We start from the raw sequence: 24,259 nt of genomic DNA, 5'->3' as shown, positions 1-24,259 counted from the left end.
TAAAAGGAGCTAATGACTGTAACAAAAAAGTCATTAGCTCCTTTTTTTATTGGTTGGTACTGAAATTTTAAATTTAACAATACTCACCAATGCACTAATCTGGAATGGAAGCTGGGACTTTCAATTACTGAAAAGTAACGAAGCGCTTATTCCAAATATTTTCAAAGAATGAAATTGTGTCTTCAGCAATCATATAGTCGTTGTCAAAAGTTGTGGTCATATCATGTTCCATGAGAATTTTGTAGCCTAATCCATGTGCCATAATTATTGTTGTGTTGCAGCAATATTCAGTTTGGGCACCACAGATTTCGAGGGTACGAATGCCTTTTTCCATGAGAATTTTATTTAAATTGGTTTGATAAAAGGCATTAGCATGAAATTTTTCTACGACGATATCTTCTTGCTGCTTGTCCAACTTACCAGATAACTGCCAAAGTTCGCTACCTCTAACGAGATCTTGATCGTTGTGTTGGATGAAAATAATAGGTAGGTTGGTTTGGCGATACTGAGCAATTCGACCGTTAATACTTTGAATTAAATCGTTAAAATTATAACTATATTGTAGAGCTTTTTGCATATCAATTACGACTAATGCTTCAGCCAATTCAGGCATAATGACACTTCCCCTTAAAAGAATTTATATTTTGAGACTAACATTTTGGTTTAAATTTTAAAAGCGATATTTTGAAAATATGTCTCTTTAAAATTTGCTGATAAGGTTTAATTCGTTCTATAATGGGAAATATTAAATTATAGGATATAAATAATGAAAAAAATAAAAATAATTTCAATTGTAATAGGTTTGATTGTCGTAGTGCTTTTAGCGATTGGTGGAGTCTTCATATATCGGACTCAACAATCGTTAAATGCGCTCGATACGAATAATAAAAGTGTATCTACGAAGATAAAGGATGGCAAACCATTTTCTATTTTGCTTTTGGGGGCAGACACTGGTACTGACGGTCGAGTTGATCGTGGTAATTCAGATACGATGATGCTGTTAACTTTGAATCCTAAGAAGAAAAAAACGTTAGCTTATTCGATTCCTCGAGATGCTTTGGCAGAGATGATAGGCGATAAAACTAAAAATGTTCAAAAAATAAATGCTGCTTATAATATCGGCTTATCCAAAATGGCAAAGAGTACGGTTGGCAGCATGTTGGGCGTTCCGGTCGATTACCACATAGCCATCAATATGGAGGCCTTGGAAAAAACAGTTAACTTTGTTGGTGGGGTAACAGTCACTAGCGATTTGAAGGTTTCGTTTGATGGAGTAACGATTCCCAAGGGAACGCATCATTTGAATGGCAAGCAGGCTTTAACATATGCTCGAATGCGATATCAAGATCCTCGAGGAGACTATGGCCGACAGATTCGTCAACAGCAGATTTTAAGGGCTGTAGTTAAAAAGTTAGAAACGCCGAAGTATTTAGTGAAGGTACCTGATTTGATTAAATCATTAGGTAACGACATTAGCACTGATTTAACGACTAGTGAAATTGATCAGATTGTTTTGAAGTATCATGGTAGTTCTAAGAAAATGGATTTTAATCAAATTCAAGGTCAGACAGCTTGGATCAATGAAAGCTCCTACCAAGTTTTGCCAACTGAGACAATGCAAAATGCTTCAGATAAATTGCGGGAAAATCTGGGGTTAAAGAAGCAAAAATTAGAAAATACTGAAACTAAATTGAACGCAAAGAATAAATCTTTCTTTGAAAATGATGATGATACCGATTATAAGACTTATGAGTTAGATACTACTTATTACACTAATAATACTTATTAAAAGTAAAATTATACGAATATATTTACAATGGGCAAAATATCGCTGAAATACTGTAGAGTTTTGATCGTTTATAATTTTTATTTCAAATACTCTCCATAAAAATAATCCTCAATAACTTTTTAATCTTTAAAAGTTATTGAGGATTATTTATGTTTTAAAAGTTAAACATGACTTTTAAAGCGTTATATCAGCAGTTAATTTGCTGTTCTGGTATGGAAAACGTGATTCGGAAATTTCGAAAGGTTGGCCATCGTCAAGATAGCTGAGCTGATTGATAACTAAAACAGGTTCTCCAATTTTCTCAGCAATTCCTGTATCAATATCCGTTTGAGAGGCCTTTTTGGCACTGACAATTCTATGTGAGCCCTCGATGTTGAAACCCTCTTTTTTTAAATGACTATAGACAGAACTTTTGAGTACATCTTCAGTTAGGGTAGTGATTGAAGTAGGCATAATTGTACGTTCATAAGCAAAAACCTTGTCGTTTAGATATCTGATACGACGAATTACATAAACTGGAACAGTTGGTTGAATTAATAAGTTTTCTGCCTCCTCATAAGAAGGAATTCGAGCAGATAACTCGAGTAGCTTGCTGGTAACTGATTTTCCAGCATTAGTTTCGGTGGTTCCTAGGAGCTGTTCAGAAGGAGAGATCTTACCGTTGATAGAATTATCAATAGAGTAGTCTTTCCTGACGAAAGTACCAGCGCCTCGCTTCGAATAGATCATTCCCTCAATCATCAGAAGCTGGAGGGCTTTGTGAACAGTAATTCTAGTAGTACAGAAATCTTCAGCTATTTTATTCTGATCCGAGATCAATTCTCCAGGACGATATTTTCCATTTTGAATTTGTCGCCTTAATTCGTTTGCAACCTCTTTGTAATTATATGCCATAAGCTTTTTATCTCCTGAAATAATTTTATCATTTTTATAAGAGTTTTTCCTCAAAACAAAAAGTCTACTTACCCCCTATTTTAGTATGAAAAAAATAAAATAATATTTAATTTTGAAAAGAAATTATTTTATAATTTGATTAAGCATTATTGGATAATTTTTAAAGCAAAATAATTATTGAGAGCAGTTTAAACAGATGGTTGTATATTTCTATACTATGAAAAAGGATTCAAATTTTATGAAAATTGATTGTGATAAATGTAGATTTATTAGTAAGATTTCAATAAGCTTGGCTAATAAACTAATGTTATTAATTAAAGACTAATAATGTTTCCAGGCGGAAATCTATGATAGACAAGGGATACAAGTGTTCACTTATAATGAACACTTTTTTTATACTTTAAATAATCAAAAAAATAGTATTTTAAATAATGTGATTAATATCACAAAAATGTATTGATTTTTGTAAATGTAATCGTTATCATGAAAATGAAATCAATAAAAGGAGGTAGAGATAGGATGATCGTAGGCGTGGTTAAAGAACAAAAGGCCGGTGAAGGTCGTGTAGGCGTGACGCCAGCAAATGTAAAAAAATTAGTTGATGCTGGAGCGGACGTCTTGGTCGAGAAAGATGCTGGAATAGGTTCGGGATTTAGTAATGATGATTATCAAAAAATGAATGGCAAGATTGTTAGTCATGCTGAAGCTTGGAAGGCTGATTTGATAATTAAAGTTAAAGAACCAGATGCTGAAGAATACCAGTACTTTCGTCCAAACCAAATAATATGGGGCTTTCAACATTTAGCATCGGCTCCTGAAACAGTGGCACAGATGATCAGGTCAGGAGTAACTGCTATTGGTGGAGAAACAATTGTTAAAGATGGCAAACTAGAATTATTGGCACCAATGAGTGCTATTGCTGGAAGACGTTCAGTTATCATGGGAACTTATTATCTAGAAGCTCAGCATCAAGGCGAAGGCATTTTACTTTGTGGAACGCCTGAAGTACCTGCTGGCAAAGTCGTGATCCTTGGTGGCGGCAATGCCGCAGTTAACGCTGCAACTTTAGCTTTGGATATGGGATGTCGGGTTCAAATTTTGGAAATCAAGCAGGATCGTTTGGATTGGTTAAAAGAACATTTTGCTGGACGTAATTATGAAGGAATAATTTCTAATGCTGAAAATATTGCTAAATACATTAAAGATGCTGACTTGTTTATCTCTACTATCCTTATTCCTGGGGCTCGACCTCCTAAACTTGTAACTGAATCAATGGTTAAGTCTATGAAGCCAGGCAGCGTCATTGTTGATGTTGCAATTGATCAGGGCGGAACTGTAGCGACAATTGATAAACCTACTACAATTGAAGATCCCGTTTTTGTTAAGGACAATATTATTCATTATGCAGTACCTAATCAGCCTGGAGCAGTTCCACGTACAGCTACTTTAGCCTTAGCTAGCGGCAATATTAGTTACTTATTGGAAATTGTTAAAAATGGCTTAGAGAAGGCTATGAAGGAAGATCCTGCATTAGCTTCTGGGATTAATATTTATCAAGGCGAAGTAACTAACAAAGGTTTAGCTAAATCGTTAAATTATGAATTTACAGAAATTGATTAAATAATAATGTTACGGGGGTGAACAAGTTGATGGTTGCAGAAGATATAAATGGAACGAAGGGATTCAATAATCCGGTATCTTTGAGAGATATTGAAGCGGCAGCCCACTTAATTCACAAAGTTGGAAGAGTAACTCCATTAATTCAATCAATGTTTTTAAGTCGCAATGTTACTAATGGGGAAGTTTATTTGAAACTTGAGAACATGCAATTGACGGGTTCTTTTAAGTTTAGAGGAGCCTTTAATAAGATCAATCATTTAACAGATGCCCAAAAGGCTCGGGGCGTCATCACTGCTTCAGCAGGTAATCATGCTCAAGGAGTGGCTTTAACGTCGCATCTTTTGGGAATTAAAGCGATAGTAGTTATGCCTCATGGAGCACCGATTGCAAAGCAAGAAGCTACAGCAGGTTATGGGGCCAAAGTAGTTTTGCATGGCGACAATTTTGACGAAGCACATCAATTTATGGAAGAAGAAGCAGCTCAAAAAGGCTACACCATTGTTGATCCTTATAATGACAACGAAGTAATTGCTGGTCAAGGATCGATTGGTCTCGAAATATTGGACCAGATGTGGGATGTGGATACAGTGATCGTGCCCGTTGGTGGCGGCGGTTTGATTTCAGGAGTTGCAACGGCTTTGAAGTCATTTAATCCTAATATTCATATTGTGGGTGTTCAATCAGAAAATGTTCATGGCATGACAGCATCTTACAAAGAGAATAAAATCACTACTTTTAGTAAAGGAAAAACATTAGCTGATGGAACTGCGGTTGCTACTCCCGGAGATATAACATTTCCAATTACTAAGCATTTGGTTGATGAAATGGTGCTGGTAAATGAAGAAGAAATTGCTAAGGCAATGAAAGATCTTTTACAAAGAACTAAGACTGTAGCCGAAGGGGCTGGGGCTCTTCCTACAGCAGCGTTGGAATCACACAAGATTGACGCAAAATGGTTAGAAAATAAGAAAGTTGTAGCATTGGTTTCTGGAGGCAATGTGGATCTAGAACAAGTTTCACATAATATTGACTACTTCTTAGTTTCAACTAATCATTCTGTTGGTTAGGGGAGGTATTTAAAATGAAAAAGAGTTTATCGCAATCTGCGTATGGGGGGATTTCTGGAGAGAAATATGTACCGTATGTAACTGATAAAAAAATCATGGCGGCAGCTCAGTTGTCATGATTATGGGTGCCATTTTAGCGGTTATTTTCGCTGTTTCGACGGCTTATTCAGGTATGAAAGCAGGATTAACAGTTGCTGCTGGTATTCCTGGATCGATTATTGGTTCGGGATTAATTGCAGCTTTTGCTAAGAAAAAAGGGATTTTAGGAAAGAATCTTTTACAAGGAATGTCCAGTGGTGGTGAGTCCATTGCTAGTGGGATGATTTATGTTTTGCCAGCTATTATCATTATTGGCGGTCGAGTTAATTTTATATCAGGAGTTTTAGTTGGGGCTTTAGCAGTACTATTTGCAATTGGGACAGCCTCATTAGTAGAAAACTATCTGATTGTTGAAGAGCACGGAAAACTAGTTTATCCGGAATCAATGGCGATTTCAGAAGCATTGGTTGCTTCCGAAGCAGGAGGGGATTCGCTGAAATTTATGGGAATTGGCTTTGGCATCGGTGGCATTCTAACACTCTTAACGACGCAAGTTTTCGGCTGGGTTAACAGTACGATTACTTATGTAGGAAATTCTTTTTATCGGTGGAAAATGTCAACTGAAGTTAATCCAATGCTAGCTGGAATTGGTTTTGTTGTTGGATTAGATGTTGCTTTGACAATGTTTGCTGGTTCAATTCTATCTAATTTTGCAATTACGCCTTTAATTGCCAATTTTACGCAGATGGCAGGCAATCACGCTAAGGACTGGAATGATGTATCGATTGCAGTTAATCAGATGGGCGTAGACCAAGTTGCCGGTTCATATTCCAAATATATCGGTGCGGGTATGATGCTTTGCGGCGGTATTGTTGGTGCCGTTAAACTGATTCCAGTTATTGTTACATCTTTAAAGAAGACGCTCAACGCAAGAAATAATGGTAATGATGAACGAAACTTGCTAGGAATTTGGTCATTGATTATTGCAATTGTAGCAATTTTTGTTGTAGGACTTTTCATTGCGGGCAATATAGTTATGGCGATTGTTGGCGCAATTCTTTCTATTATTTTGGCTTTATTATTTGTTATTGTTTCTGCTAGATTAGCTGGAACGATTGGCTGTTCTAATGCTCCTGTGTCGGGGATGACGATTGCTTCGTTAGTTATCATGACATTGGTTTTTGTCCTCTTTGGTTGGACTAGCAATGCTCATAATCAAATCTTGTTATTGTTTGGTGTTTTCATTGTTACGGCTATTTCCGTTGGAGGTGCCTACACGCAGACTCAAAAGGTAGGCTTTGTAATTGGTGGCAATAAGAATGAAATGATGAAATACTTTATGATTGCTGCCATGATTGGGGTTATTGTCGTTGTCGGAACGACTGTAATTCTCGAACCACAATTGAAGATAACTGGCTCAAATCCACCTTTCGGTATGCCACAAGCTAACTTAATTGCTACTTTGACAACCGGAATTATGTCAGGAAACTTGCCTTGGATCATGATTATTATTGGTGTTGTTATGGCTATTGTTTGTTGGATGCTAGGTTTGTCAATTATGACAGTGGCTTTAGGATTTTATTTACCAATTTCAACTACTTCAATCATTTTGGTAGGTGCTTTGATCAAGCTATTAATTGATAAGATTACAAAAGATAAAGAACTTAAAGATAGACGTATTCAAAGCGGTGTCAGTTTATCATCAGGTTTGATTGCCGGAGGTTCAATTATTGGATTGATCGGAATTATCTTGCATGTAACTGGAGTATTGAATGATAAAGCTCCAGCAGGATTTGCTGGCAGCAACGAAATGGGCCTGATTCTACTAGCTGTATTAGTAATTACAATTATTATTCCATTATTAAATATTAAAAAAGAAACAAAATAGATAAGGGGACAAAAAATGACAAAACGTCCGCAATTAACTGAAGAAGATTTAAAAAAGATGGTTTTTCAAAAAAATCCACAGATAACTTATAAAAGAAAAGCTGGAATCGTAACAATTGTTTACGAACAGAATCATCCCATTCAGAAGTTTTTTCGAAAACTCCATGTTCGTATTCCAGAAGAGTCTTATTTAGAAATGGATGAGTACGGGAGCTATGTTTTTACGAAAGTTAATGGGCGACGTAATGCTTATGAAATTGGCAAAGAACTTGCTGAAAAGTTTCCAGATACAGATAAATACCGCTACACTAGGTTAATTTTGTTCTTGCAACAAATTGAGTATAGGGATCATTTGATAGAACGAGTATCATAATAAGTAAGTATAAATATATTATTAATGGGGGAAATAAAAATGACTGAACTTGACCATATTGAATCATCAGCATGTACATCGATCATGGTAGGTAAGAAAGCTTCAATGGATGGGGCAACTTATATTTCTAGAAATGAAGATCGTCTTAATGCCATCTACAGAAAGCGTATTATTGTTCAACCAGCTGTTTCTGGCCGCCATGAGACATACGTTTCACCTTACAATAAGATGACTGCACCATATCCAGAGAGCGGTTATCGTTATACATCAACTTTAGACGCTGATCAAAGTACAGGTCCTAACGAAGAAGATGGCTTTAACGAAAAAAATGTTGGAATCAGTGCTACGGAAAGTGTTTATGCTAATGAAAAAGTACTTGCCTTTGATCCGTATGTAAAAAATGGTTTAGCCGAAGATTCTTTAGCAACTTTGGTTTTGCCATATATTGATTCAGCTCGCGATGGAGTTAAATATTTAGGCAAGTTAGTTGCTGAATATGGTTCAGCTGAAGGTAATGGACTTCAATTTAATGATAAAGATGAAGTTTGGTACATGGAAGTTGTTACAGGGCATCAATGGGTAGCTGTACGTATTCCTGATGACAGTTATGCAGTTGCAGCTAACCAAGTAGCTATTCAAGATATTGATTTCAATGATCCTGATAACTACATGTGGGCTGATGGTATTCAAGAATTTGTTTCGGAACATAATTTAAATCCTGATTTTGATCGTTGGGACTTCAGACATATTTTTGGAACAAATACAGAACAAGATCATCATTACAACACACCACGTGTCTGGTTCGCTCAACGTTATTTAAATCCTTCAGATGATACACAGGATCCAGAATCACCTGAATTGCCATTTATCAGAAAACCAGAACGTAAAATTGCCGTAGAAGATATTCAATATATTTTGAAATCTCATTATAATGAAACAAAATACGATCCTCTAGGCAGCGGCAGTGATCATGATAGAAGAACTTATCGTGCTATCTCATTGTCTAGAACTGCTAATTCACACATCTTACAAATGAGAGATTCAGATAAAAATGGAGCTGCTGGTGTTGAATGGACTGGTTTTGGTATTCCTAGTTTCTGTCCTCAAGTTCCATTCTTTACAAATGCTAATGAGATAGATGAATCATACAGCTATACTCCGGAAAAAATGGACTTGAAGAGTGCTTACTGGATGTATGAAGCTTTGGCAATGGTAGTGGAATCACATTACAAGGAATTTGTAGAACCAAACCTTGATTATCAAAAGACTTTATCAGAATGGGCTCGCAGAAAGATTGAAGCTGTTGATAAGAAGGCTGTTACAATGTCTGGCCAAGAATTAACAGATTATCTAACAGAACAAAATCATGAAATTGTAAAACATTACAACGATGAGACCATGAAACATCTAGCTGACCTAGTAACTAAGGGAACTGAATTAAGTAAGTTAACTTTTAAGATGGATCCAAATCTTTAAACATTACAAAAAGGTCAAGAGTTGGTCAGAATATTGCTCAATTCCTGAGTAATAAATAAATCCAGTATGGAGACCATTAAAGATGGCTGCCACACTGGATTTTTTATGCAAAAAGACTTATTTCAAATTTATTGTATATTTTAGTGAAAATCAAATTAAGCTAATAATAAAAATAATGATGAATTTCACAAACAAAAATTGTAAACTTTAAATAACGTAAATAATTTAGAGGTAAAAATCATGAAAGATGTTCGATTTAAAAGTGTTTTTGACATCATTGGTCCAGTAATGGTGGGACCTAGTAGCTCACACACAGCTGGAGCGGCTAGAATTGGTAAGGTAGTGCATGATATTTTTGGAGAAAAGCCAGATAAAATCGTTATTGATTTGTATGAATCATTTGCTAAAACATATCGTGGACACGGAACTGACGTGGCTATTGTTGGTGGCTTGCTAGGAATGGAGCCAGATGATAGACGATTGGCTGATTCTTTAAAGCTGGCCTATGAAAAAGGAATTAAGGTTGCTTTTGTGACTAAGAGTGAAAAAGTCGATCATCCGAATACGGCTAAAATAACTTTGACTAAAGGAAAGCATGAGTTGTCGGTTACTGGGGTTTCTATTGGCGGCGGCAATATTCAAATTTCTGAAATTAATGGCTTTAAGATGTCGTTAAGTTTAGGTACGCCAACCTATATTACGGTTCATCAAGATGTTGCCGGAATGATTGCCAAAGTCACAGATGTCTTTTCTGATTTTAATATTAATATTGGTACGATGACGGTTACTCGTGCATCCAAGGGCGAAAAGGCTTTGATGATCATTGAAGTAGATGAACGCCGAGATCGTCCCGAAATTTTGAAAAAGCTAAAAGCTTTGCCTAATGTTGACAATGCTACATATTTTGAATAGAGGATTATAAGATGTTTTATACAATTAAAGAGTTAGTTGAAAAAAGTGCTGATTATGATTCTGTTGCCGACTTGATGGTGCGAACGGAAATGGAAAATACTGATCGAAGTAAAGAATTCATTCGCTCTCAGATGGGACGTAATTTGGAAGTTATGGAACAATCTATTAAAGAAGGTATTGCTGGAGTTAAATCTGTAACAGGTTTGACTGGCGGGGATGCTAAGCTGATGGACGAATATTTAGCTAAGGGTGATTTTCTCAGTGGAGAACCAATCTTAGAGGCTGTTAGAAATGCAGTTGCCGTTAATGAGGTTAATGCCAAAATGGGTCTGATCTGTGCTACGCCAACAGCAGGAAGTGCCGGTGTTTTGGCAGGTGTTTTAGTAGCAACAAGAGATCGTCTAAAATTGACTCGTGATCAGCAGGTAGATTTTTTGTTTACAGCTGGAGCTTTTGGCTTGGTTATTGCCAATAATTCGTCTATTGCTGGTGCTGAAGGGGGCTGTCAGGCAGAAGTTGGATCAGCTGCTGCAATGGCGTCAGCTGCTTTAGTCTGTGCTAAAGGAGGAACTGCCCAAATGGCAGCGGAAGCAATCTCTATCACATTGCAAAATATGATGGGCTTAATCTGCGATCCAGTAGCTGGCTTGGTAGAAGTTCCTTGCGTAAAACGTAACGCCTTGGGATCGTCTCAGGCGATGATCTCAGCTGATATGGCATTAGCCGGCATCAAGAGTGTTATTCCGGTAGATGAGGTAGTAGAAGCAATGCATAAAGTCGGTCAGCAGATGCCTTCGATCTTTAAGGAGACGGCTGAAGGTGGTATGGCAACGACTCCAACGGCTTTGAAACTCAAGAAAGAAATCTTTGGCGATTAAAGGGGAGCAATCAATATGAAACAACACAAACATGCGGCATGTACTTCTATTATGGGGGGTAAAAAAGCCGCAATGGATGGTTCGAATTTTATTGCCAGAAATGAAGATAATTTTGTGGCTAACTGGCCTAAGAAATTTTTTGTTCAAGCGGCCATCAAGAATCGTCAAGAAACGTATGTATCGCCGTATAATAAATTTTCGCTTCAATTACCCGAGAGTGGCTATCGCTATACAACTTCACCTGATGCTGACCAAACTGAAGGCTGGTATGAAGAAGATGGTATCAATGAGAAAAATGTCGGAATGAGTGCTACTGAGAGTGTCTTCGCTAATGAAAAGGTTTTGGCCTATGATCCTTTAGTTATGCAAGGATTGGCGGAAGATTCTATGACAACTGTGATTTTGCCATATGTCGATTCCGCTCGTGCCGGGGTAAAAAGATTGGGTGAACTAGTTGCTAAGTATGGTTCAGCTGAAGGCAACGGAGTACAATTTTTTGATCAAGATGAAATTTGGTACGTTGAGCTGGCTACGGGTCACCATTGGGTTGCCATACGAATACCTGATGATTCATATGCTGTAGCAGCTAATCAAATCGGGATTGAGGATATTGACTTTGATGATCCCGACAATTATATGTGGTCGGATGGCATTCAAGAATTTGTTACAGAACATAGCTTAAATCCTGATTTTGATCGTTGGGATTTTCGTCATATTTTTGGTACCAATACAAAACAAGATCATCATTACAATACGCCTCGAGTTTGGTACGGACAGAAATTGCTAAATCCTTCTGTTGAACAAAATCCTGAATCGTCTGAGCTGCCATTTTTGAGACGGCCTGATCAAAAAATTTCAGTAGAGGATATTCAGACCGTCTTGGCTTCACATTTTAATGAGACCCCTTTTGATCCTATTGGGAGTGGCAATGAAGCAGATAAGAAAAGATATCGAGCCATTTCTTTGTCGAGAACGGCTAATTCACATATTTTACAATTACGAAATGATAGTAAAAAAACTCTAGCTATCGAGTGGAAAGCTCTAGGAATACCAAGTTTTAGTCCCTATGTACCATTCTTTACAAATGCTAACGATATCGATAAGTCCTATAGCTACGTTCCGGAGAAACTGGATCTAAATAGTGCTTATTGGATGTATGAGACTTTGGCTATGATCGTAGAAAGCCACTATCAAGAATTTTCAGAACCCAATTTAGCCTATCAAAAAGAACTATCTGAATGAGCCCGTAGAAAAATAGCAGCGGTTGAAGCTGAAACAGTCAAAATGTCGACGACACAGTTGACTGACTATTTGACCGAGCAAAATCATATTATAGCTCAGCATTTTAATCAGGCTACTAAGGAACATTTAGCAGATTTAGTAACTAAGGGAACTGAATTGAGTAAATTAACTTTTAAAATGGATCCCAATCTTTAAATTGAAAAAATTATACAAAAAACACTGGTAAATCAAACAAATTTACCGGTGTTTTTTTGTGCAACTAATTAATATAACATAAATTAACCGCTTACTCACTATTTTTTTGCTATATCATGAGCTTTTTTTAGCAAAGTGACAATTTCAAGTCTATAATAGAAATTGGGATGTTCCCGATTTGGGAATATAGATCAGTGAAAGGTAGCGAAGGCATGCAGGTATATAAAAATTCAGAAGAATTGATAGACCAGATTAAAGAGAGTTATCATAAGTTCATTGATGAATACGAGGGGATCAGCGATGATGTTGCTGATGAAAAAATTGATCAAGTGGACAAGACGCCACGTGAGATGCTCTCATATCAGGTCGGTTGGATTAATATGATTTTATCATGGGAAAAGGCTGAAGCTGGTGGTGCTAAAATTACTACACCTACACCAGGATATAAATGGGATCAAATGCGTCAGTTGTACCATGATTTTAATATTAAGTATGGTTCAGATGGCATTGCAAATGAAGAAGCTGAATTAGGCAGCGTTGTTGCTGAATTAATTGCTTGGATTGATAATATGTCACACGACGAATTATTCAAGCCTGGTGAACGTAAATGGGCAACAACCAAAGCTATGTGGCCAGTAGCCAAGTGGATTAGAATCAATGCAGTTTCACCATTCAATAATTACAGCAGACAAGTCAGAAAGTGGAAGAACTTTAACTTGAGAGATAAGAAAGCTGTTAATTCATAGTAAAAATAAAGGACCTTCATTTCACGTTATGTGAAGTGAAGGTCCTTATTGGTTTTAAAGTCCAAAATCAATTAAGAAGAAACCGATAGTACCGATAATAATCAACATCGCAAAGTTAATTATTGTAAAGTACATTAAATATTTACCAGGATTCTTCTTGAAGAAAAATCGATATTGCTTGAAGGCCAATAAATTAGCTAGAGAACCGACAACCGTACCAAGTCCACCAATATTCGTACCTAAGAAAATAGCATGAACATATTTAGAAAACTTGGAAACTAAAATAGTTGTAGGAACATTACTGATAAATTGACTGGTAATGATCGATGTAAGATAAGTGCTTGTTCTAGTTTGTAAAAATTGATGTAGATTATTAACAATTACTGGTTCACGGTTAATGTTGCCAACGGCAATAAAGAAACACATGAAAATCAACACAATTGAGTAATCAACTGATTCAAGAATATGCGGATTAATAAAGATAACTAGCAATAAAGCCGCAATTAATGAACCCCACATTGGGATTACAGAAAAAATTCCTAGGAAAATTACCACTGTAACGGCAACTGTTAAAGTTAGACTAGGGATATTGAGTTCAACAGCTGGTAATTCAGTTAACTCGATAGGATCTTTGGGAAAGAATCGAGTAGCTAAGAAAACAGCTATAAAAGTAACAATTGTTATTGGTGTTGACATAATAAAAAATTGTTTAATTCCTAGATTGAAGTGCGTTAACAAAAACAGGTTATGAGTGTTACCAAACGGGGTAAAAATACTTCCAAGGTTAGCAGCCATTGCGATAAGTATTACTGGAAAAATTGGATTTACCTTTATATGTTTGGAAAGTTGATAAAATAGTGGAACTAACGTTAAAATCGTAACATCATTAGTTAAGAACATAGCTCCGAAAAATGCTAAAGAAGCAAGCATGAAAATCATCTGTCGCGTCGTCTTTGCTTTGTGCGTCATATACGCCGCGTAATACTTAAGAAAGTCCAAATAATCATAAATTTGGATTATAATCATCATAGATAGTAGTGATGCCAACGTCTTCCAATTAATGTCCATCAATTGAGGTGGACTGATGAAGATAGATGTAAGAATAGCTGCTGCCCCAGCAATCCACAGCACCCTATCTGAAAATACACGTTTTAATACGGCCATTTACGTTTCCCCTACAAAAAAGAAGTACCTTATCTATTATAAAGATAAAAGTACGGTTAAAAAAGATAATTATACAAAAAATACCAAATAAGTTTCCAAATGTTAATTTTTCAAAAAATTATTTTTATAAAAAGCATAATGTATTGTAACCTAAGTATACTAAATATCAACATGAGGGAGGATAATAATGCAAATATTTTTATCAATTTTAATGTTCATCTTGGGGATTGCCATAATGACGGTCTCTTTCAAGGCTAAGAAAGAATTGGTGTATTATCTGACCTTAGCAGTTGGTGTAATTATATTTTTCACTGGAATATTTATGGTTTTTCCTAAATAACTATGCCAAGTGGCAGCATGATTGTTATAATCGTCGTATCAAATAGGGGAGGTATTTCCATGATTTTGAAACGGACGTCTTATTTGGTCTTGATTTCAATGATCGTTAGCGTCATTGAAATGACCGTTGACCCTGAATTTTTCTTTGGAAGAATTTCTTTAGTATTTTCAGGATTATTGATGCTTTTATTATCATTGCTATTTGTAAGAAGTTTGTGGCGATTTAATACAAATTCTAAAAATTAAACCGTAAAAATATGACAGAGCTGAACAAAACATGTTCAGTTTCTGAGCATTAAGGTAGGACGGTAACTCGATTTTGAGTTGCCGTCTTTTTTTGTGTTGTGTATGAAACATTGTTTCACAAGAAGCAAAGGGAGATAGAGCAGTTAAACTCTATCTCCCTTTTGTGTGCAAGATTTGTATTAAATAAGTGTGCAAAGCGTGTATTTATCTATTGAATAATTGATGGAACAATCTTTTTAAGACTTGGCATGTAAGTTGCTTATATAAATGTGAATGGATAAACAGGAAGTGAAGTTATGAAAATTGTATTGATAAGCCATAGTAATATGGCTCTGGGAATGAAGCAGACTTTAAATATGATTATTGGAGATGATAAAAATGTATTGGCTTATGCAGCGTATATAAATGGCAGCACAGATGAAGTAGAAAATGTAAAGAAATTAGTTGAAACAAATTCAAAGGAACAATTTATTATTCTTACGGATTTACTAGGTGGGAGTGTAAACAATGAAATGATGCAATTACTAGAAAATAATCAAAATATTAAGTTGGTTACAGGGATGAATTTGCCGTTAGCCATGCAATTGCAAATAAAGGAAAGCACTGCTGAAAAGATAACAGATGAGGATTTAAATTCAATTATTAATCAAAGCAAAGAATCATTGGCAAATGTGAGAAATTTATTAGTAGAAAAGAGGATGAAAGAAAATGATCAAATTTTGTAGAATCGATCATCGTTTGTTACACGGACAAGTGATTTTTTCATGGACTAAGTCAGAAAGCATTGAGCGAATTATTGTGATAGATGATTTGGCAGCCAATGATGAGTTTAAAAAAATGTCATTAAGTTTATCTAAGCCAACAGGGGTAAAGCTTAATATCTTTTCTGTAGATACAGCTATTCAAAATATTTCTAAAATAAAAAAGCTTCCAGAAAAGGTCATGCTAATTTTCGGAAATACTGATTCAACTTTGAAATTTGTTGAAGTCTATAAGGATATTAAAGAAATTAATTATGGTGGTATTCCAGAAAAAGAAGGCTCAAAAAAATTTAGTAATACTATCGCGTTAACTGATCAGGATATTGAAAATTCTAAAGCACTTAATAACATGGGTATCGAACTCTATATGCAACAAATACCAACAACTAAGAGGGAAGAATTAAACGATAAATTATAAAAGGAAGTGAAAGCAATGTTATATAAAGCTATTATATTAGGAATAATTGGAATTATCGTTGTTTGGGATTCGCGTTTATTTGGAAGATTGAATGTAGAACAACCATTGATTGCTAGTACCTTAGTTGGGATTGCCTTAGGTGATGTTACTAAAGGATTAATGGTCGGAGCCACTTTGGAACTTATATCATTAGGATTGGTTAACGTCGGTGCTGCCGCTCCTCCAGATATGGCATTAGGATCAATCATTGCTGCAGCTTTTGCTATTTTATCAGGTGCATCCGCTCAAACAGCTTTGACAATTGCCATTCCTATTGCTGTACTTGGTCAATTACTCGCCATTGTTTTAAGAATGGCAATGTCATCATTCAATGTTATGGCTAATCGATATATTGATGAAGGAAAATTCAAATCTGCTACTAATTTACACATTATTTGGGGATCAGCACTGTATGCGATTAGTTATTTTGTACCAATTTTTATATCTATATATTTCGGAACAGGGTTAGTAAAGCAAATCGTTTCAGTAATTCCAAAATGGTTAACTAGTGGATTGACAGTTGCTAGTGCTGTGCTACCAGCTTATGGATTTGCACTATTACTTTCGACGATGCTTTCAAAAAAAATGGCACCTTATTTCTTTATCGGATTTCTTATTACGGCATATGCAAATATTAGTGTTACTGGAATAGCATTATTTGCTATTTTGATTGCTATTTTATTAGATCAAATCATTTATAAAGATAAATCATCGTCATCTTCAGGCGGTGATGGAGACTCATTAGATTCCTTATAGAAAGAGGGTAAAACGATGTCAGAGAATAATAAATCTGAAAAAGCTGTAAAAAAAGAAAATAATAAAAAATATTGGCAATTTTTCTGGCGTTCTTGGACAATCCAAGCGTCATGGAACTACGAACGTCAGATGAATTTGGGATTTCTATACGGAATTTCGCCAACCTTAAATCGTATTTATAAGGATCCTAAAGATATTGATAAAAAGAAATCTGCTTATAAGAGACATTTAGCATTTTATAACTGTACACCGCAAACTTCATCATTTGTATTGGGATTGTCAGCTTCTATGGAAGAACAATTGTCTCAAAATCCTGACGATTTTGACCCAGAATCAATAAGTGCAGTTAAGTCTAGTTTAATGGGTCCTTTGTCAGGGATTGAAGATTCATTTTTCCAAGGTACAGTGAAAGTCTTGGCATTTGGATTGGGAATTAATTTTGCTCAAAAAGGTAATATATTAGGTCCTATTCTAGCTTTGCTGATTTGTTTGGTTCCGGCATGGCTAGTTACATGGTACGGAGCTAAATGGGGATATACGGCAGGAAACCAATTTTTAACAAAATTGAATTCAGAAGGTGCAATGGATCGGGTGATGTTTATTGCCGGAGTAGTTGGTTTGATGGTAATTGGTTCAATGGTGGCCAGTATGATTTCATTAACCACGCCATTACACATGGGAACGACTTTTAAACTTCAATCAACACTTAACACGATTATGCCTAAATTGATTCCAATTAGTTTGACTATGTTTATGTATTGGCTGATTCAAAAGAAAGTTAACACAGGTTGGATTTTGACCGTTTGTATTATTGGGGGAATCCTTGCTAGTGTGTTAGGGATTTTAAAGGCTTAAGAAAGAAGGTAAAGAAATGTTTGATTCTAGTTAAGAATTATATTTCGTGTCAAGACTTATAAATCAAGCAAGTAATATATTTAGGAGGAATTTGATTATGTTATCACCAAAGGAAATTGTAGCTAAGATTTTTAAGGAAGAATCAAATATTGAAAATGTAATGTTTGTCGGTTGTGGTGCTTCTATGGCAGATTTATATCCAGCTAAGTATTTCTTGGAAAAGAATGCTAAGAAACTTCGTATTAGCCTTTCTACGGCTAATGAATTTAACTATGATTCACCAGCATCATTAGGGAAAAATACTATAGTTATCGTAGCATCGTTAGGTGGAACAACACCAGAATCTGTTGAAGCCACTAAGGTTGCAAGTAAGGCTGGTGCACATGTTATATCAGTTACAAATTCAGAAGGATCACCATTAACGGAAGCTGCTGAATTTGTCGTTGTTCACGGATTCCATGAAAGCTATGCCGCCAAAGTTGCTAAAATGAAAAATGTATTACTTTTAGCAGTTGAGATTTTTCAAGCAAGTGAAAAATATGATCACTACGATGAAATGATTGATGCTTTAAATAAGATCGATGGGCTTATTAATAAATCTGTTAAGTCGGTAACTCCCTCTGCTAGAGTCTTTGCTGAACAATATAAGGATGATAAATTAATTTATGTATTATCCAGTGGTGCTACATATGATGTTGCCTATTCAACCGCTAGTTTCCTATTTATGGAAATGCAATGGATTGCAGCTCCAACGCTAAATTCGGGTGAGTATTTCCATGGACCATTTGAAATGACTGAAAAAAATGTTCCTTACTTATTATTTATGAATGATGGACCTACACGTCACTTGGATGCTAGAGCTCTAACATTTCTTCAAAGATTTGACGCTAAAGTAACAACGATTGATGCTAAAGATTATGGATTAGATTCAATTGCATCAGACAATGTTATTGACTATTTAAATCCAATGATTTTGACAGGAGTAATGCGTGTTTATGCTGAGCAGTTGGCTATTGCTAGAAAGCACCCATTAACAAAGCGTCGTTATATGTGGAAATTGGAATACTAATCTAGTCGATTGAACTTTAAAAACGGATTGACCAATGGTCAACCCGTTTTTGTGCATGTATCGTTCTCTAGTAGGAGGTTAATAAATGTCAGAAATAAAGTTAGAAGCATATCTTGATAAGATTTCTAAAAAGGCAATGGATGAAAGAAATTTTAATATATTAGAAACAGGAACTATTGCAGACAATTTACAGTTATCACGTAGCACCGTTAGTCGGTATCTGAATGATGGGTACAAAGAGGGAGCGTTTTCTAAAATAAAAACTCATCCTATCAAATATATTTCTATCAGAGTTTTGAGAAAATATTTTAAATCACCAAGACTAGATTATGACAGCGTGAAAAACTTAATGAATGAAAAGAAAAAGTTGTCAACAAGCAATCGGGATATATTTAATGCGGTTATCGGTTCAGATGGGAGCTTAGTAAATCAGATCGAAGAGATTAAAACTGCAACTCTGTATCCAGGGAAAGGCTTGCCTATAATGCTAATGGGACCGAGTGGCTCCGGTAAAACTTATTTGGCTTATAAAATTTATGAATACTGCGTTCAAAAAGAAATAATTTCTAAACAATCAAAGTTTCAATCTTTAAATTGTGCGCAGTATTTTAATAATCCTGAATTATTATCTAGCTTGTTGTTTGGATATACTAAAGGGGCCTTCACAGGTGCAGATCAGGATACTGCTGGTTTAATAGAAAACGCCAATGGAGGAATTTTATTTTTAGATGAAGTGCATCGTTTAACAAAAAGTGGGCAAGAAAAACTCTTTTCATTCATGGATACTGGTCAATATTCTCCCGTGGGGAACGATAGTATTAAACGAAAAGCGTCGGTACGATTGATTTTTGCTACAACTGAAAAATTAGATTCAACTTTTTTACCTACGTTTGTAAGGCGTATTCCAGTAATTATTAATATTCCAAGTTTCGGTTCCAGACCGCAAAGCGAAAAAGTTCAGTTAATAGATTATTTCTTTATGAACGAAAGCAGGGTATTAAATAGACGAATAAAGGTTTCGACACAATTAATAAATGCATTAGCATCAGCTGATATGGAAGGAAATATAGGCAAATTAAGAAATATTATTAAATATTCTAGTGGCAATGCCTATGCAAAATTTGAAGATTCATCTGAAATTAAAGTTAATTTATCAAATATACCTATAAATTATTATCAAAGTTTAATTCAATATGAAAAATTTGAAAATGAACCTAATGAATATGTTAAATATGATTTTAATAGTGATGCACTTCCACGTCATACTAATCAAACAATTAGAATTATTAAAAAACTTTATGAGAGTACTATAGAAATAATATGGGATTTCTTTAATGGAGAACTTGATAAAAAGCAGTTTTTGAATCATTTTAATAAAAATGTTGATATGCTTTTTGATAGCATCCTTTTTAAAACTAATTATAAAAATCTAAATGACTCAGAATATGAATTTCTAATTTATCAAATAAAATCTGTTTTTGATTTTATGGAAGATAGTTACGGCTATCCTAAAGATGGAAATCAGATTATTGCAATTGCTACTTTGTTAAGGTCTAAAAACTTGCAGTCAGTACTGAAAGAAAACAAGATTTGGAATTTACACAAATTCGAAATTATTCATGAATTAAAAAACAATTTTCGCAGATCATATCAGATAGCAACACGAATACTTGCTTTGCTATCAAACAAAATGGAACGAGATATTTTAAAAGAAGATATTTTAATGGTCACACTATATGTTGCTAAAAGTAAAAGTAATAATTCATTGCAAGAAATCCATAGTATTGTAGTTGCTCATGGATATTCAACAGCAAGTGGTCTGGCCAATGTTGCTAATCGAATGTTGAAGGATAATATATTTCAATCCATAGATATGCCAATTGATACAACAACCAAGGACATTGAGACAAAATTAATTGATTATATTAATACGGTAAATATTGAAAATGGATTAATCCTATTGATTGATATGGGATCATTAAATCAAATTGGTAACAGTTTAAATGAAAAATTAAATGTACCAATTTTAATGATTGACCATGTTTCCACACCATTAGTTTTGAATGTAGGAAATCTAATTCTTCAACATAAAGGCATGAATGAAATTAGAAATGATGTATATTTAAACAATAAAATTAATAGCCAAATTTTATTGCCACGTAAAAAACAAAAGAAAGCCATTATTACTTGTTGCCATTCAGGGATGGGCAGTGCTGTTCAAATACAAGAAATTATTAAAAATAGCTTAAAAAAGTTCGATGTTAATATTGAAATATTGCCCTACGATTTTGGTAAATTATCAAAAAATAAGCGTAATGAATTACCGTTCGAATTGTATGATGTTATAGCTATAGTTGGAACTGCTAATCCTAAAATAAGTGGAATTCCATATCTTTCGTTAGATGGTTTACTATCAGGAAACCATATAGATCAACTTATTAAGATATTGAATGAAACTAAATCTATGGATTATTCAGAATTGAAAGATGCCTTATTAATGAATTTTACAATTAAAAGAATGATTTCTAGCGTAACTATTCTAGATCCTAATAGTTTAATTAAAATAACTGATACAACTGTTTCAAAAATGGAGAAATTATTGAATACTAAATTTCAAACCAATAAACGGATTCTATTAATTATTCATGAATCTGGTATGATTGAGCGATTAATTCGTAAACAAAATTTAGATGTTCAAGAAGATATTGAACAGTTTAGATTAAAACATAAGAAGTTATTTGGATTAGTTTATCAGGCGATACATCCACTGGAGAGTCAATATAATATTGAAGTAAGTGTTGAAGAAGTTAGATTAATTGTTGAGATTATTTTGGGTGATGATTAAAAACGATGAATGAAAAAAATTAACGTAGTGTAATCCATTATTACTGAAAGCTCTATTTACAATATTGCAAATAGAGCTTTTTTGATGCTTTCTTTTATATATATAAGCATAAAAATATTAAATTGGTTAAGTAAAAAATCATATAAATGTGTTTAGACATATTATTAGTTGCTATAAAATAAAGCTCGATATATCATTTTTTTGTTTACAAAATAGCAGTAAAAACTCATCTCTATCCCTTTAATATCAAGGACTTTCAAATTATAAAAAAATTAATTACAATATCTGAAAAAATGGCAAGAAAAAAGATTGTATAGTAAAAAGTAGCTCATGGTTGTACATTCTATCACAAAAGGGAAATCTGATATATGTATATACAAAGGGAGGAAATGTTTATGAAAAATAAAAATATAAAAATAGGGCTTGTTACGCTATTTTCAGTTGTAGCATTGGGAACTGTTGCTATACAAACCGGTACTACAGTAGATGCGGCTGATCTAGGAACGCCTTTACAGTCAAGGATGTATGATCCAACTCCTGCACCACAGAAGTTGTTGAATATCTGGATGACTAATGGTTATGCTTTACAGCCAGACGCCACAACAAATGCCGAGGTTGGTCAAAAGGGTGTTGTTCTGCACACAGATGTAGGTCGTTCAGTAGGGAGTGTCGTAACAGGACTACTAGATGCACCACATTACAGATGGTTGGTTTCTTACGATGGTAAAAACTGGTCATCACTTCCTGAATGGCAGTATGGACATCAAGAAAACTTGCCAGTAGATACTAGTAAAGAAGGTACAACATGGTATCAATTGGATACTCAGTATTACAACTACTTAACAGGCTGGGCTCTAAAGACACACGTTTATTCAAATATTGCTCAAGTTAATGTTTTACCAAATGATGTTCAACCAGAATCAGTTAAGGTTTCAACTGATACCAATTATATCTACAATAACAAAGATCAAATGATGAACAGTGCATATGCTCATGCAGTTGTAACACCAACAAACGCTACTGGAAAACTTACGTGGTCACTTGATTACGAAGACCAGAAATATGCAACGATTGATAGTACAACAGGTAAAATTACTGCTAAGACGAATACTGATGACTATATGAAACCTGCAAGAATCAAAGTGATTGCCACATATACGGGATCTAATACAGCGAAGGACAGTGAGTCAAACACTGTATCAGGAAGTTCTTATGTGACGATTGGTGGAGGATTAAATGATGCCACTGTTAGAAGTGGTCAGAAAGCAACCTTTAGTTTGCAAGGTAACCAAAATAACTTCAATGGTAGCTGGAATAACAATGAAATTTGGGTTGAATGGTCCAAAAAGAGTGTTGGACAAAAAGATTCTCAGAGTGTATCGCTAGGATCAACTCGAACTATGTCAATGACTACTGCACCATTAACAATTCATGATAGTAATCAACTTTATAGAGCTAAAGTCATTATGAGAAATAATGGTAAAGAAACTTCAATGACTACACGCTGGGCGAAATTAATTGTTAATCCATAGGGGGAAATAAAAATGCAAGTAAGTACAAAGTTAAAAAGAGCTGGCTTAATAAGCTTTGCAGCAGTTTCAATGTTAGGGACATTCTCAGTTCAAGGAGCAACTGTTGATGCAGCCGCTCTGGGCACACCACTAACTAATAGTTCCTTCACACCAACTCCGGCACCAGATAAATTTTTGAATATATGGAATACGAATGGATATGCTTTACAGCCTGAATCTCATACTTATACGGTTGTTGGTAATCCTGTAACTTTAAATACTGATGCTGGTAGATCAGTCTGGTCTGTCATGAGTGGCTTGCTCGATGCACCACATTACAGATGGTATAAATCAGACGATGGTGTTAACTGGAGTGCTGTACCAGAGTGGCAAAATGGACACCGTAAAAACTTGAGTGTTCCATCTAATGAAGTAGGCAGAACTTGGTATCAAATGGATACCCAATATTATAACTATTTAACTGGCTGGGCATTGAAGACACATATTTACTCTGATGTTGCTGAAGTTAATATTGTCGATACACCAACCAATGCTAGCGGAGTCTCAGTAACTGCTGATTCCGATTATATTTATAATAATGACAATCAGAATAATGTTACTTTTGCTCACGCCAATGTAAATCCAATTTCCTCAACAGGTAAGGTTACTTGGTCAGTAGATAACACTAACCTAGCTACAGTTGATAGTACTGGTAAGATTACTGCTAATGACAGGGGCCTTTCTGGTGTAGTTAAAGTAACTGGAACATTCCACAATATGGATAGTTCATTTGTTGTTGGTACAACTTATGTCGAAGTCGGCGGTGGAATTGCTGATCAAACAGTTCAACCAGGACAAGCAGCAACCTTCAGTTTGAAGGGCGATACAAGTAAATTGAATGAACTTATCCAACAAAACAATGCAGATGTTCAATGGTACAAGAAGGCTCCAGGCACAAATAAAGCAGAATATATTGGACAATATAATTCTGCTGCATATACTACCGGAATTACAAGCGTTGCTGATAACGGTACACAATATCGCGCCAAAATTATTCTAAAAGATGGTTCAAATAAAAAGTCTGTCTACACTAACTAGTCAACTTTACATGTTACTTATAACAATTAGTTAATATTGA

Annotated in this window: 21 protein-coding genes and 2 pseudogenes; 20 read left to right on the top strand and 3 right to left on the bottom strand. The window is 35.0% G+C overall.

Annotated features, from left to right (window positions below):
* Window positions 1-124 precede the first annotated feature (124 nt).
* Complete coding sequence (locus FD26_RS00460; RefSeq protein ID WP_057866484.1) at window positions 125-613, bottom strand: cysteine hydrolase family protein; 489 nt, start codon at window positions 611-613, stop codon at window positions 125-127.
* A 153-nt stretch (window positions 614-766) separates the two neighbouring features.
* Between FD26_RS00460 and FD26_RS00455 the strand changes: the two genes are divergently transcribed.
* Window positions 767-1,789, top strand: a complete 1,023-nt coding sequence (locus tag FD26_RS00455; RefSeq protein WP_057866483.1) for an LCP family protein — start codon at window positions 767-769, stop codon at window positions 1,787-1,789.
* A 174-nt stretch (window positions 1,790-1,963) separates the two neighbouring features.
* On the opposite strand, the gene FD26_RS00450 is transcribed toward FD26_RS00455, so the two are convergent.
* The gene (locus tag FD26_RS00450; RefSeq protein ID WP_057866482.1) at window positions 1,964-2,683 is read right to left on the bottom strand and encodes a GntR family transcriptional regulator; all 720 of its coding nucleotides are present in this window, start codon (window positions 2,681-2,683) and stop codon (window positions 1,964-1,966) included.
* A 519-nt stretch (window positions 2,684-3,202) separates the two neighbouring features.
* On the opposite strand from FD26_RS00450, the gene ald reads away from it, so the two are divergent.
* The 9 genes and pseudogenes from ald (at window position 3,203) to FD26_RS00405 (ending at window position 13,118) form a co-directional block, all read left to right on the top strand.
* Window positions 3,203-4,303, top strand: coding sequence for an alanine dehydrogenase (gene ald, locus FD26_RS00445; RefSeq protein ID WP_057866481.1), 1,101 nt, complete (start codon window positions 3,203-3,205; stop codon window positions 4,301-4,303).
* 29 nt (window positions 4,304-4,332) lie between these two features.
* Window positions 4,333-5,370, top strand: coding sequence for a bifunctional threonine ammonia-lyase/L-serine ammonia-lyase TdcB (gene tdcB, locus FD26_RS00440; RefSeq protein ID WP_057866480.1), 1,038 nt, complete (start codon window positions 4,333-4,335; stop codon window positions 5,368-5,370).
* Window positions 5,371-5,384: 14 nt separating this feature from the next.
* Window positions 5,385-7,297: pseudogene (locus tag FD26_RS00435) on the top strand (OPT/YSL family transporter).
* A 15-nt stretch (window positions 7,298-7,312) separates the two neighbouring features.
* Entirely contained in the window at window positions 7,313-7,669 is a 357-nt protein-coding gene (locus FD26_RS00430) for a PqqD family peptide modification chaperone (protein WP_057866479.1), read from the top strand.
* A 39-nt stretch (window positions 7,670-7,708) separates the two neighbouring features.
* A complete protein-coding gene (locus FD26_RS00425; RefSeq protein WP_057866478.1) occupies window positions 7,709-9,145 on the top strand; it encodes a C69 family dipeptidase in 1,437 nt (478 codons plus the stop codon).
* A 240-nt stretch (window positions 9,146-9,385) separates the two neighbouring features.
* A complete protein-coding gene (sdaAB, locus tag FD26_RS00420) occupies window positions 9,386-10,057 on the top strand; it encodes an L-serine ammonia-lyase, iron-sulfur-dependent subunit beta (protein ID WP_057866477.1) in 672 nt (223 codons plus the stop codon).
* An 11-nt stretch (window positions 10,058-10,068) separates the two neighbouring features.
* Window positions 10,069-10,935 carry an L-serine ammonia-lyase, iron-sulfur-dependent, subunit alpha gene (gene sdaAA / locus FD26_RS00415; RefSeq protein ID WP_057866476.1) on the top strand — a complete coding sequence of 289 codons (867 nt, stop codon included), beginning with the start codon at window positions 10,069-10,071 and terminating at the stop codon, window positions 10,933-10,935.
* Between the two features lie 15 nt (window positions 10,936-10,950).
* Window positions 10,951-12,372: pseudogene (locus tag FD26_RS00410) on the top strand (C69 family dipeptidase).
* A gap of 212 nt (window positions 12,373-12,584) precedes the next feature.
* A complete protein-coding gene (locus tag FD26_RS00405) occupies window positions 12,585-13,118 on the top strand; it encodes a ClbS/DfsB family four-helix bundle protein (protein ID WP_057866475.1) in 534 nt (177 codons plus the stop codon).
* A 54-nt stretch (window positions 13,119-13,172) separates the two neighbouring features.
* Here the strand turns inward: FD26_RS00405 and FD26_RS00400 are convergent, their stop codons facing one another.
* Window positions 13,173-14,282 (bottom strand): SLC13 family permease, encoded by a 1,110-nt coding sequence (locus FD26_RS00400; protein ID WP_057866474.1) that lies wholly within the window; start codon window positions 14,280-14,282, stop codon window positions 13,173-13,175.
* A gap of 187 nt (window positions 14,283-14,469) precedes the next feature.
* On the opposite strand from FD26_RS00400, the gene FD26_RS11430 reads away from it, so the two are divergent.
* The 10 genes from FD26_RS11430 to FD26_RS00355 all read left to right on the top strand — a co-directional run bounded on the left by FD26_RS11430 (window position 14,470) and on the right by FD26_RS00355 (window position 24,219).
* The gene (locus FD26_RS11430) at window positions 14,470-14,622 is read left to right on the top strand and encodes a DUF6095 family protein (protein WP_222593835.1); all 153 of its coding nucleotides are present in this window, start codon (window positions 14,470-14,472) and stop codon (window positions 14,620-14,622) included.
* 59 nt (window positions 14,623-14,681) lie between these two features.
* On the top strand, window positions 14,682-14,867 hold the full coding sequence (locus tag FD26_RS00395; RefSeq protein WP_057866473.1) for a hypothetical protein: 186 nt from the start codon (window positions 14,682-14,684) through the stop codon (window positions 14,865-14,867).
* A gap of 296 nt (window positions 14,868-15,163) precedes the next feature.
* Entirely contained in the window at window positions 15,164-15,592 is a 429-nt protein-coding gene (locus FD26_RS00390; RefSeq protein ID WP_057866472.1) for a PTS sugar transporter subunit IIA, read from the top strand.
* Window positions 15,576-16,046 (top strand): PTS sugar transporter subunit IIB, encoded by a 471-nt coding sequence (locus tag FD26_RS00385; protein WP_057866471.1) that lies wholly within the window; start codon window positions 15,576-15,578, stop codon window positions 16,044-16,046. Before FD26_RS00390 ends, FD26_RS00385 begins: the two co-directional genes overlap by 17 nt.
* Window positions 16,047-16,061: 15 nt before the next feature.
* The gene (locus FD26_RS00380; RefSeq protein WP_057866470.1) at window positions 16,062-16,841 is read left to right on the top strand and encodes a PTS mannose/fructose/sorbose/N-acetylgalactosamine transporter subunit IIC; all 780 of its coding nucleotides are present in this window, start codon (window positions 16,062-16,064) and stop codon (window positions 16,839-16,841) included.
* A 15-nt stretch (window positions 16,842-16,856) separates the two neighbouring features.
* Window positions 16,857-17,696, top strand: coding sequence for a PTS system mannose/fructose/sorbose family transporter subunit IID (locus FD26_RS00375; RefSeq protein ID WP_057866469.1), 840 nt, complete (start codon window positions 16,857-16,859; stop codon window positions 17,694-17,696).
* A 97-nt stretch (window positions 17,697-17,793) separates the two neighbouring features.
* Window positions 17,794-18,765, top strand: coding sequence for an SIS domain-containing protein (locus tag FD26_RS00370; RefSeq protein WP_057866468.1), 972 nt, complete (start codon window positions 17,794-17,796; stop codon window positions 18,763-18,765).
* A gap of 85 nt (window positions 18,766-18,850) precedes the next feature.
* A complete protein-coding gene (locus FD26_RS00365) occupies window positions 18,851-21,610 on the top strand; it encodes a sigma 54-interacting transcriptional regulator (RefSeq protein ID WP_057866467.1) in 2,760 nt (919 codons plus the stop codon).
* Window positions 21,611-22,005: 395 nt separating this feature from the next.
* Window positions 22,006-23,142, top strand: a complete 1,137-nt coding sequence (locus FD26_RS00360; protein ID WP_057866466.1) for a hypothetical protein — start codon at window positions 22,006-22,008, stop codon at window positions 23,140-23,142.
* A gap of 12 nt (window positions 23,143-23,154) precedes the next feature.
* On the top strand, window positions 23,155-24,219 hold the full coding sequence (locus FD26_RS00355; protein ID WP_057866465.1) for an Ig-like domain-containing protein: 1,065 nt from the start codon (window positions 23,155-23,157) through the stop codon (window positions 24,217-24,219).
* Window positions 24,220-24,259: the final 40 nt, after the last annotated feature.

This window comes from Companilactobacillus crustorum JCM 15951, from assembly GCF_001434585.1.
In the GTDB taxonomy this organism is placed as follows: domain Bacteria; phylum Bacillota; class Bacilli; order Lactobacillales; family Lactobacillaceae; genus Companilactobacillus; species Companilactobacillus crustorum.
This window is presented reverse-complemented; position numbering and strand designations above follow the sequence as displayed.

Coding starts and splice junctions, on each gene's coding strand:
- FD26_RS00460 (WP_057866484.1), bottom strand. CDS start 613: ATGCCTGAATTGGCTGAAGCATTAGTCGTAATTGATATGCAAAAAGCT.
- FD26_RS00455 (WP_057866483.1), top strand. CDS start 767: ATGAAAAAAATAAAAATAATTTCAATTGTAATAGGTTTGATTGTCGTA.
- FD26_RS00450 (WP_057866482.1), bottom strand. CDS start 2,683: ATGGCATATAATTACAAAGAGGTTGCAAACGAATTAAGGCGACAAATT.
- ald (WP_057866481.1), top strand. CDS start 3,203: ATGATCGTAGGCGTGGTTAAAGAACAAAAGGCCGGTGAAGGTCGTGTA.
- tdcB (WP_057866480.1), top strand. CDS start 4,333: ATGGTTGCAGAAGATATAAATGGAACGAAGGGATTCAATAATCCGGTA.
- FD26_RS00430 (WP_057866479.1), top strand. CDS start 7,313: ATGACAAAACGTCCGCAATTAACTGAAGAAGATTTAAAAAAGATGGTT.
- FD26_RS00425 (WP_057866478.1), top strand. CDS start 7,709: ATGACTGAACTTGACCATATTGAATCATCAGCATGTACATCGATCATG.
- sdaAB (WP_057866477.1), top strand. CDS start 9,386: ATGAAAGATGTTCGATTTAAAAGTGTTTTTGACATCATTGGTCCAGTA.
- sdaAA (WP_057866476.1), top strand. CDS start 10,069: ATGTTTTATACAATTAAAGAGTTAGTTGAAAAAAGTGCTGATTATGAT.
- FD26_RS00405 (WP_057866475.1), top strand. CDS start 12,585: ATGCAGGTATATAAAAATTCAGAAGAATTGATAGACCAGATTAAAGAG.
- FD26_RS00400 (WP_057866474.1), bottom strand. CDS start 14,282: ATGGCCGTATTAAAACGTGTATTTTCAGATAGGGTGCTGTGGATTGCT.
- FD26_RS11430 (WP_222593835.1), top strand. CDS start 14,470: ATGCAAATATTTTTATCAATTTTAATGTTCATCTTGGGGATTGCCATA.
- FD26_RS00395 (WP_057866473.1), top strand. CDS start 14,682: ATGATTTTGAAACGGACGTCTTATTTGGTCTTGATTTCAATGATCGTT.
- FD26_RS00390 (WP_057866472.1), top strand. CDS start 15,164: ATGAAAATTGTATTGATAAGCCATAGTAATATGGCTCTGGGAATGAAG.
- FD26_RS00385 (WP_057866471.1), top strand. CDS start 15,576: ATGATCAAATTTTGTAGAATCGATCATCGTTTGTTACACGGACAAGTG.
- FD26_RS00380 (WP_057866470.1), top strand. CDS start 16,062: ATGTTATATAAAGCTATTATATTAGGAATAATTGGAATTATCGTTGTT.
- FD26_RS00375 (WP_057866469.1), top strand. CDS start 16,857: ATGTCAGAGAATAATAAATCTGAAAAAGCTGTAAAAAAAGAAAATAAT.
- FD26_RS00370 (WP_057866468.1), top strand. CDS start 17,794: ATGTTATCACCAAAGGAAATTGTAGCTAAGATTTTTAAGGAAGAATCA.
- FD26_RS00365 (WP_057866467.1), top strand. CDS start 18,851: ATGTCAGAAATAAAGTTAGAAGCATATCTTGATAAGATTTCTAAAAAG.
- FD26_RS00360 (WP_057866466.1), top strand. CDS start 22,006: ATGAAAAATAAAAATATAAAAATAGGGCTTGTTACGCTATTTTCAGTT.
- FD26_RS00355 (WP_057866465.1), top strand. CDS start 23,155: ATGCAAGTAAGTACAAAGTTAAAAAGAGCTGGCTTAATAAGCTTTGCA.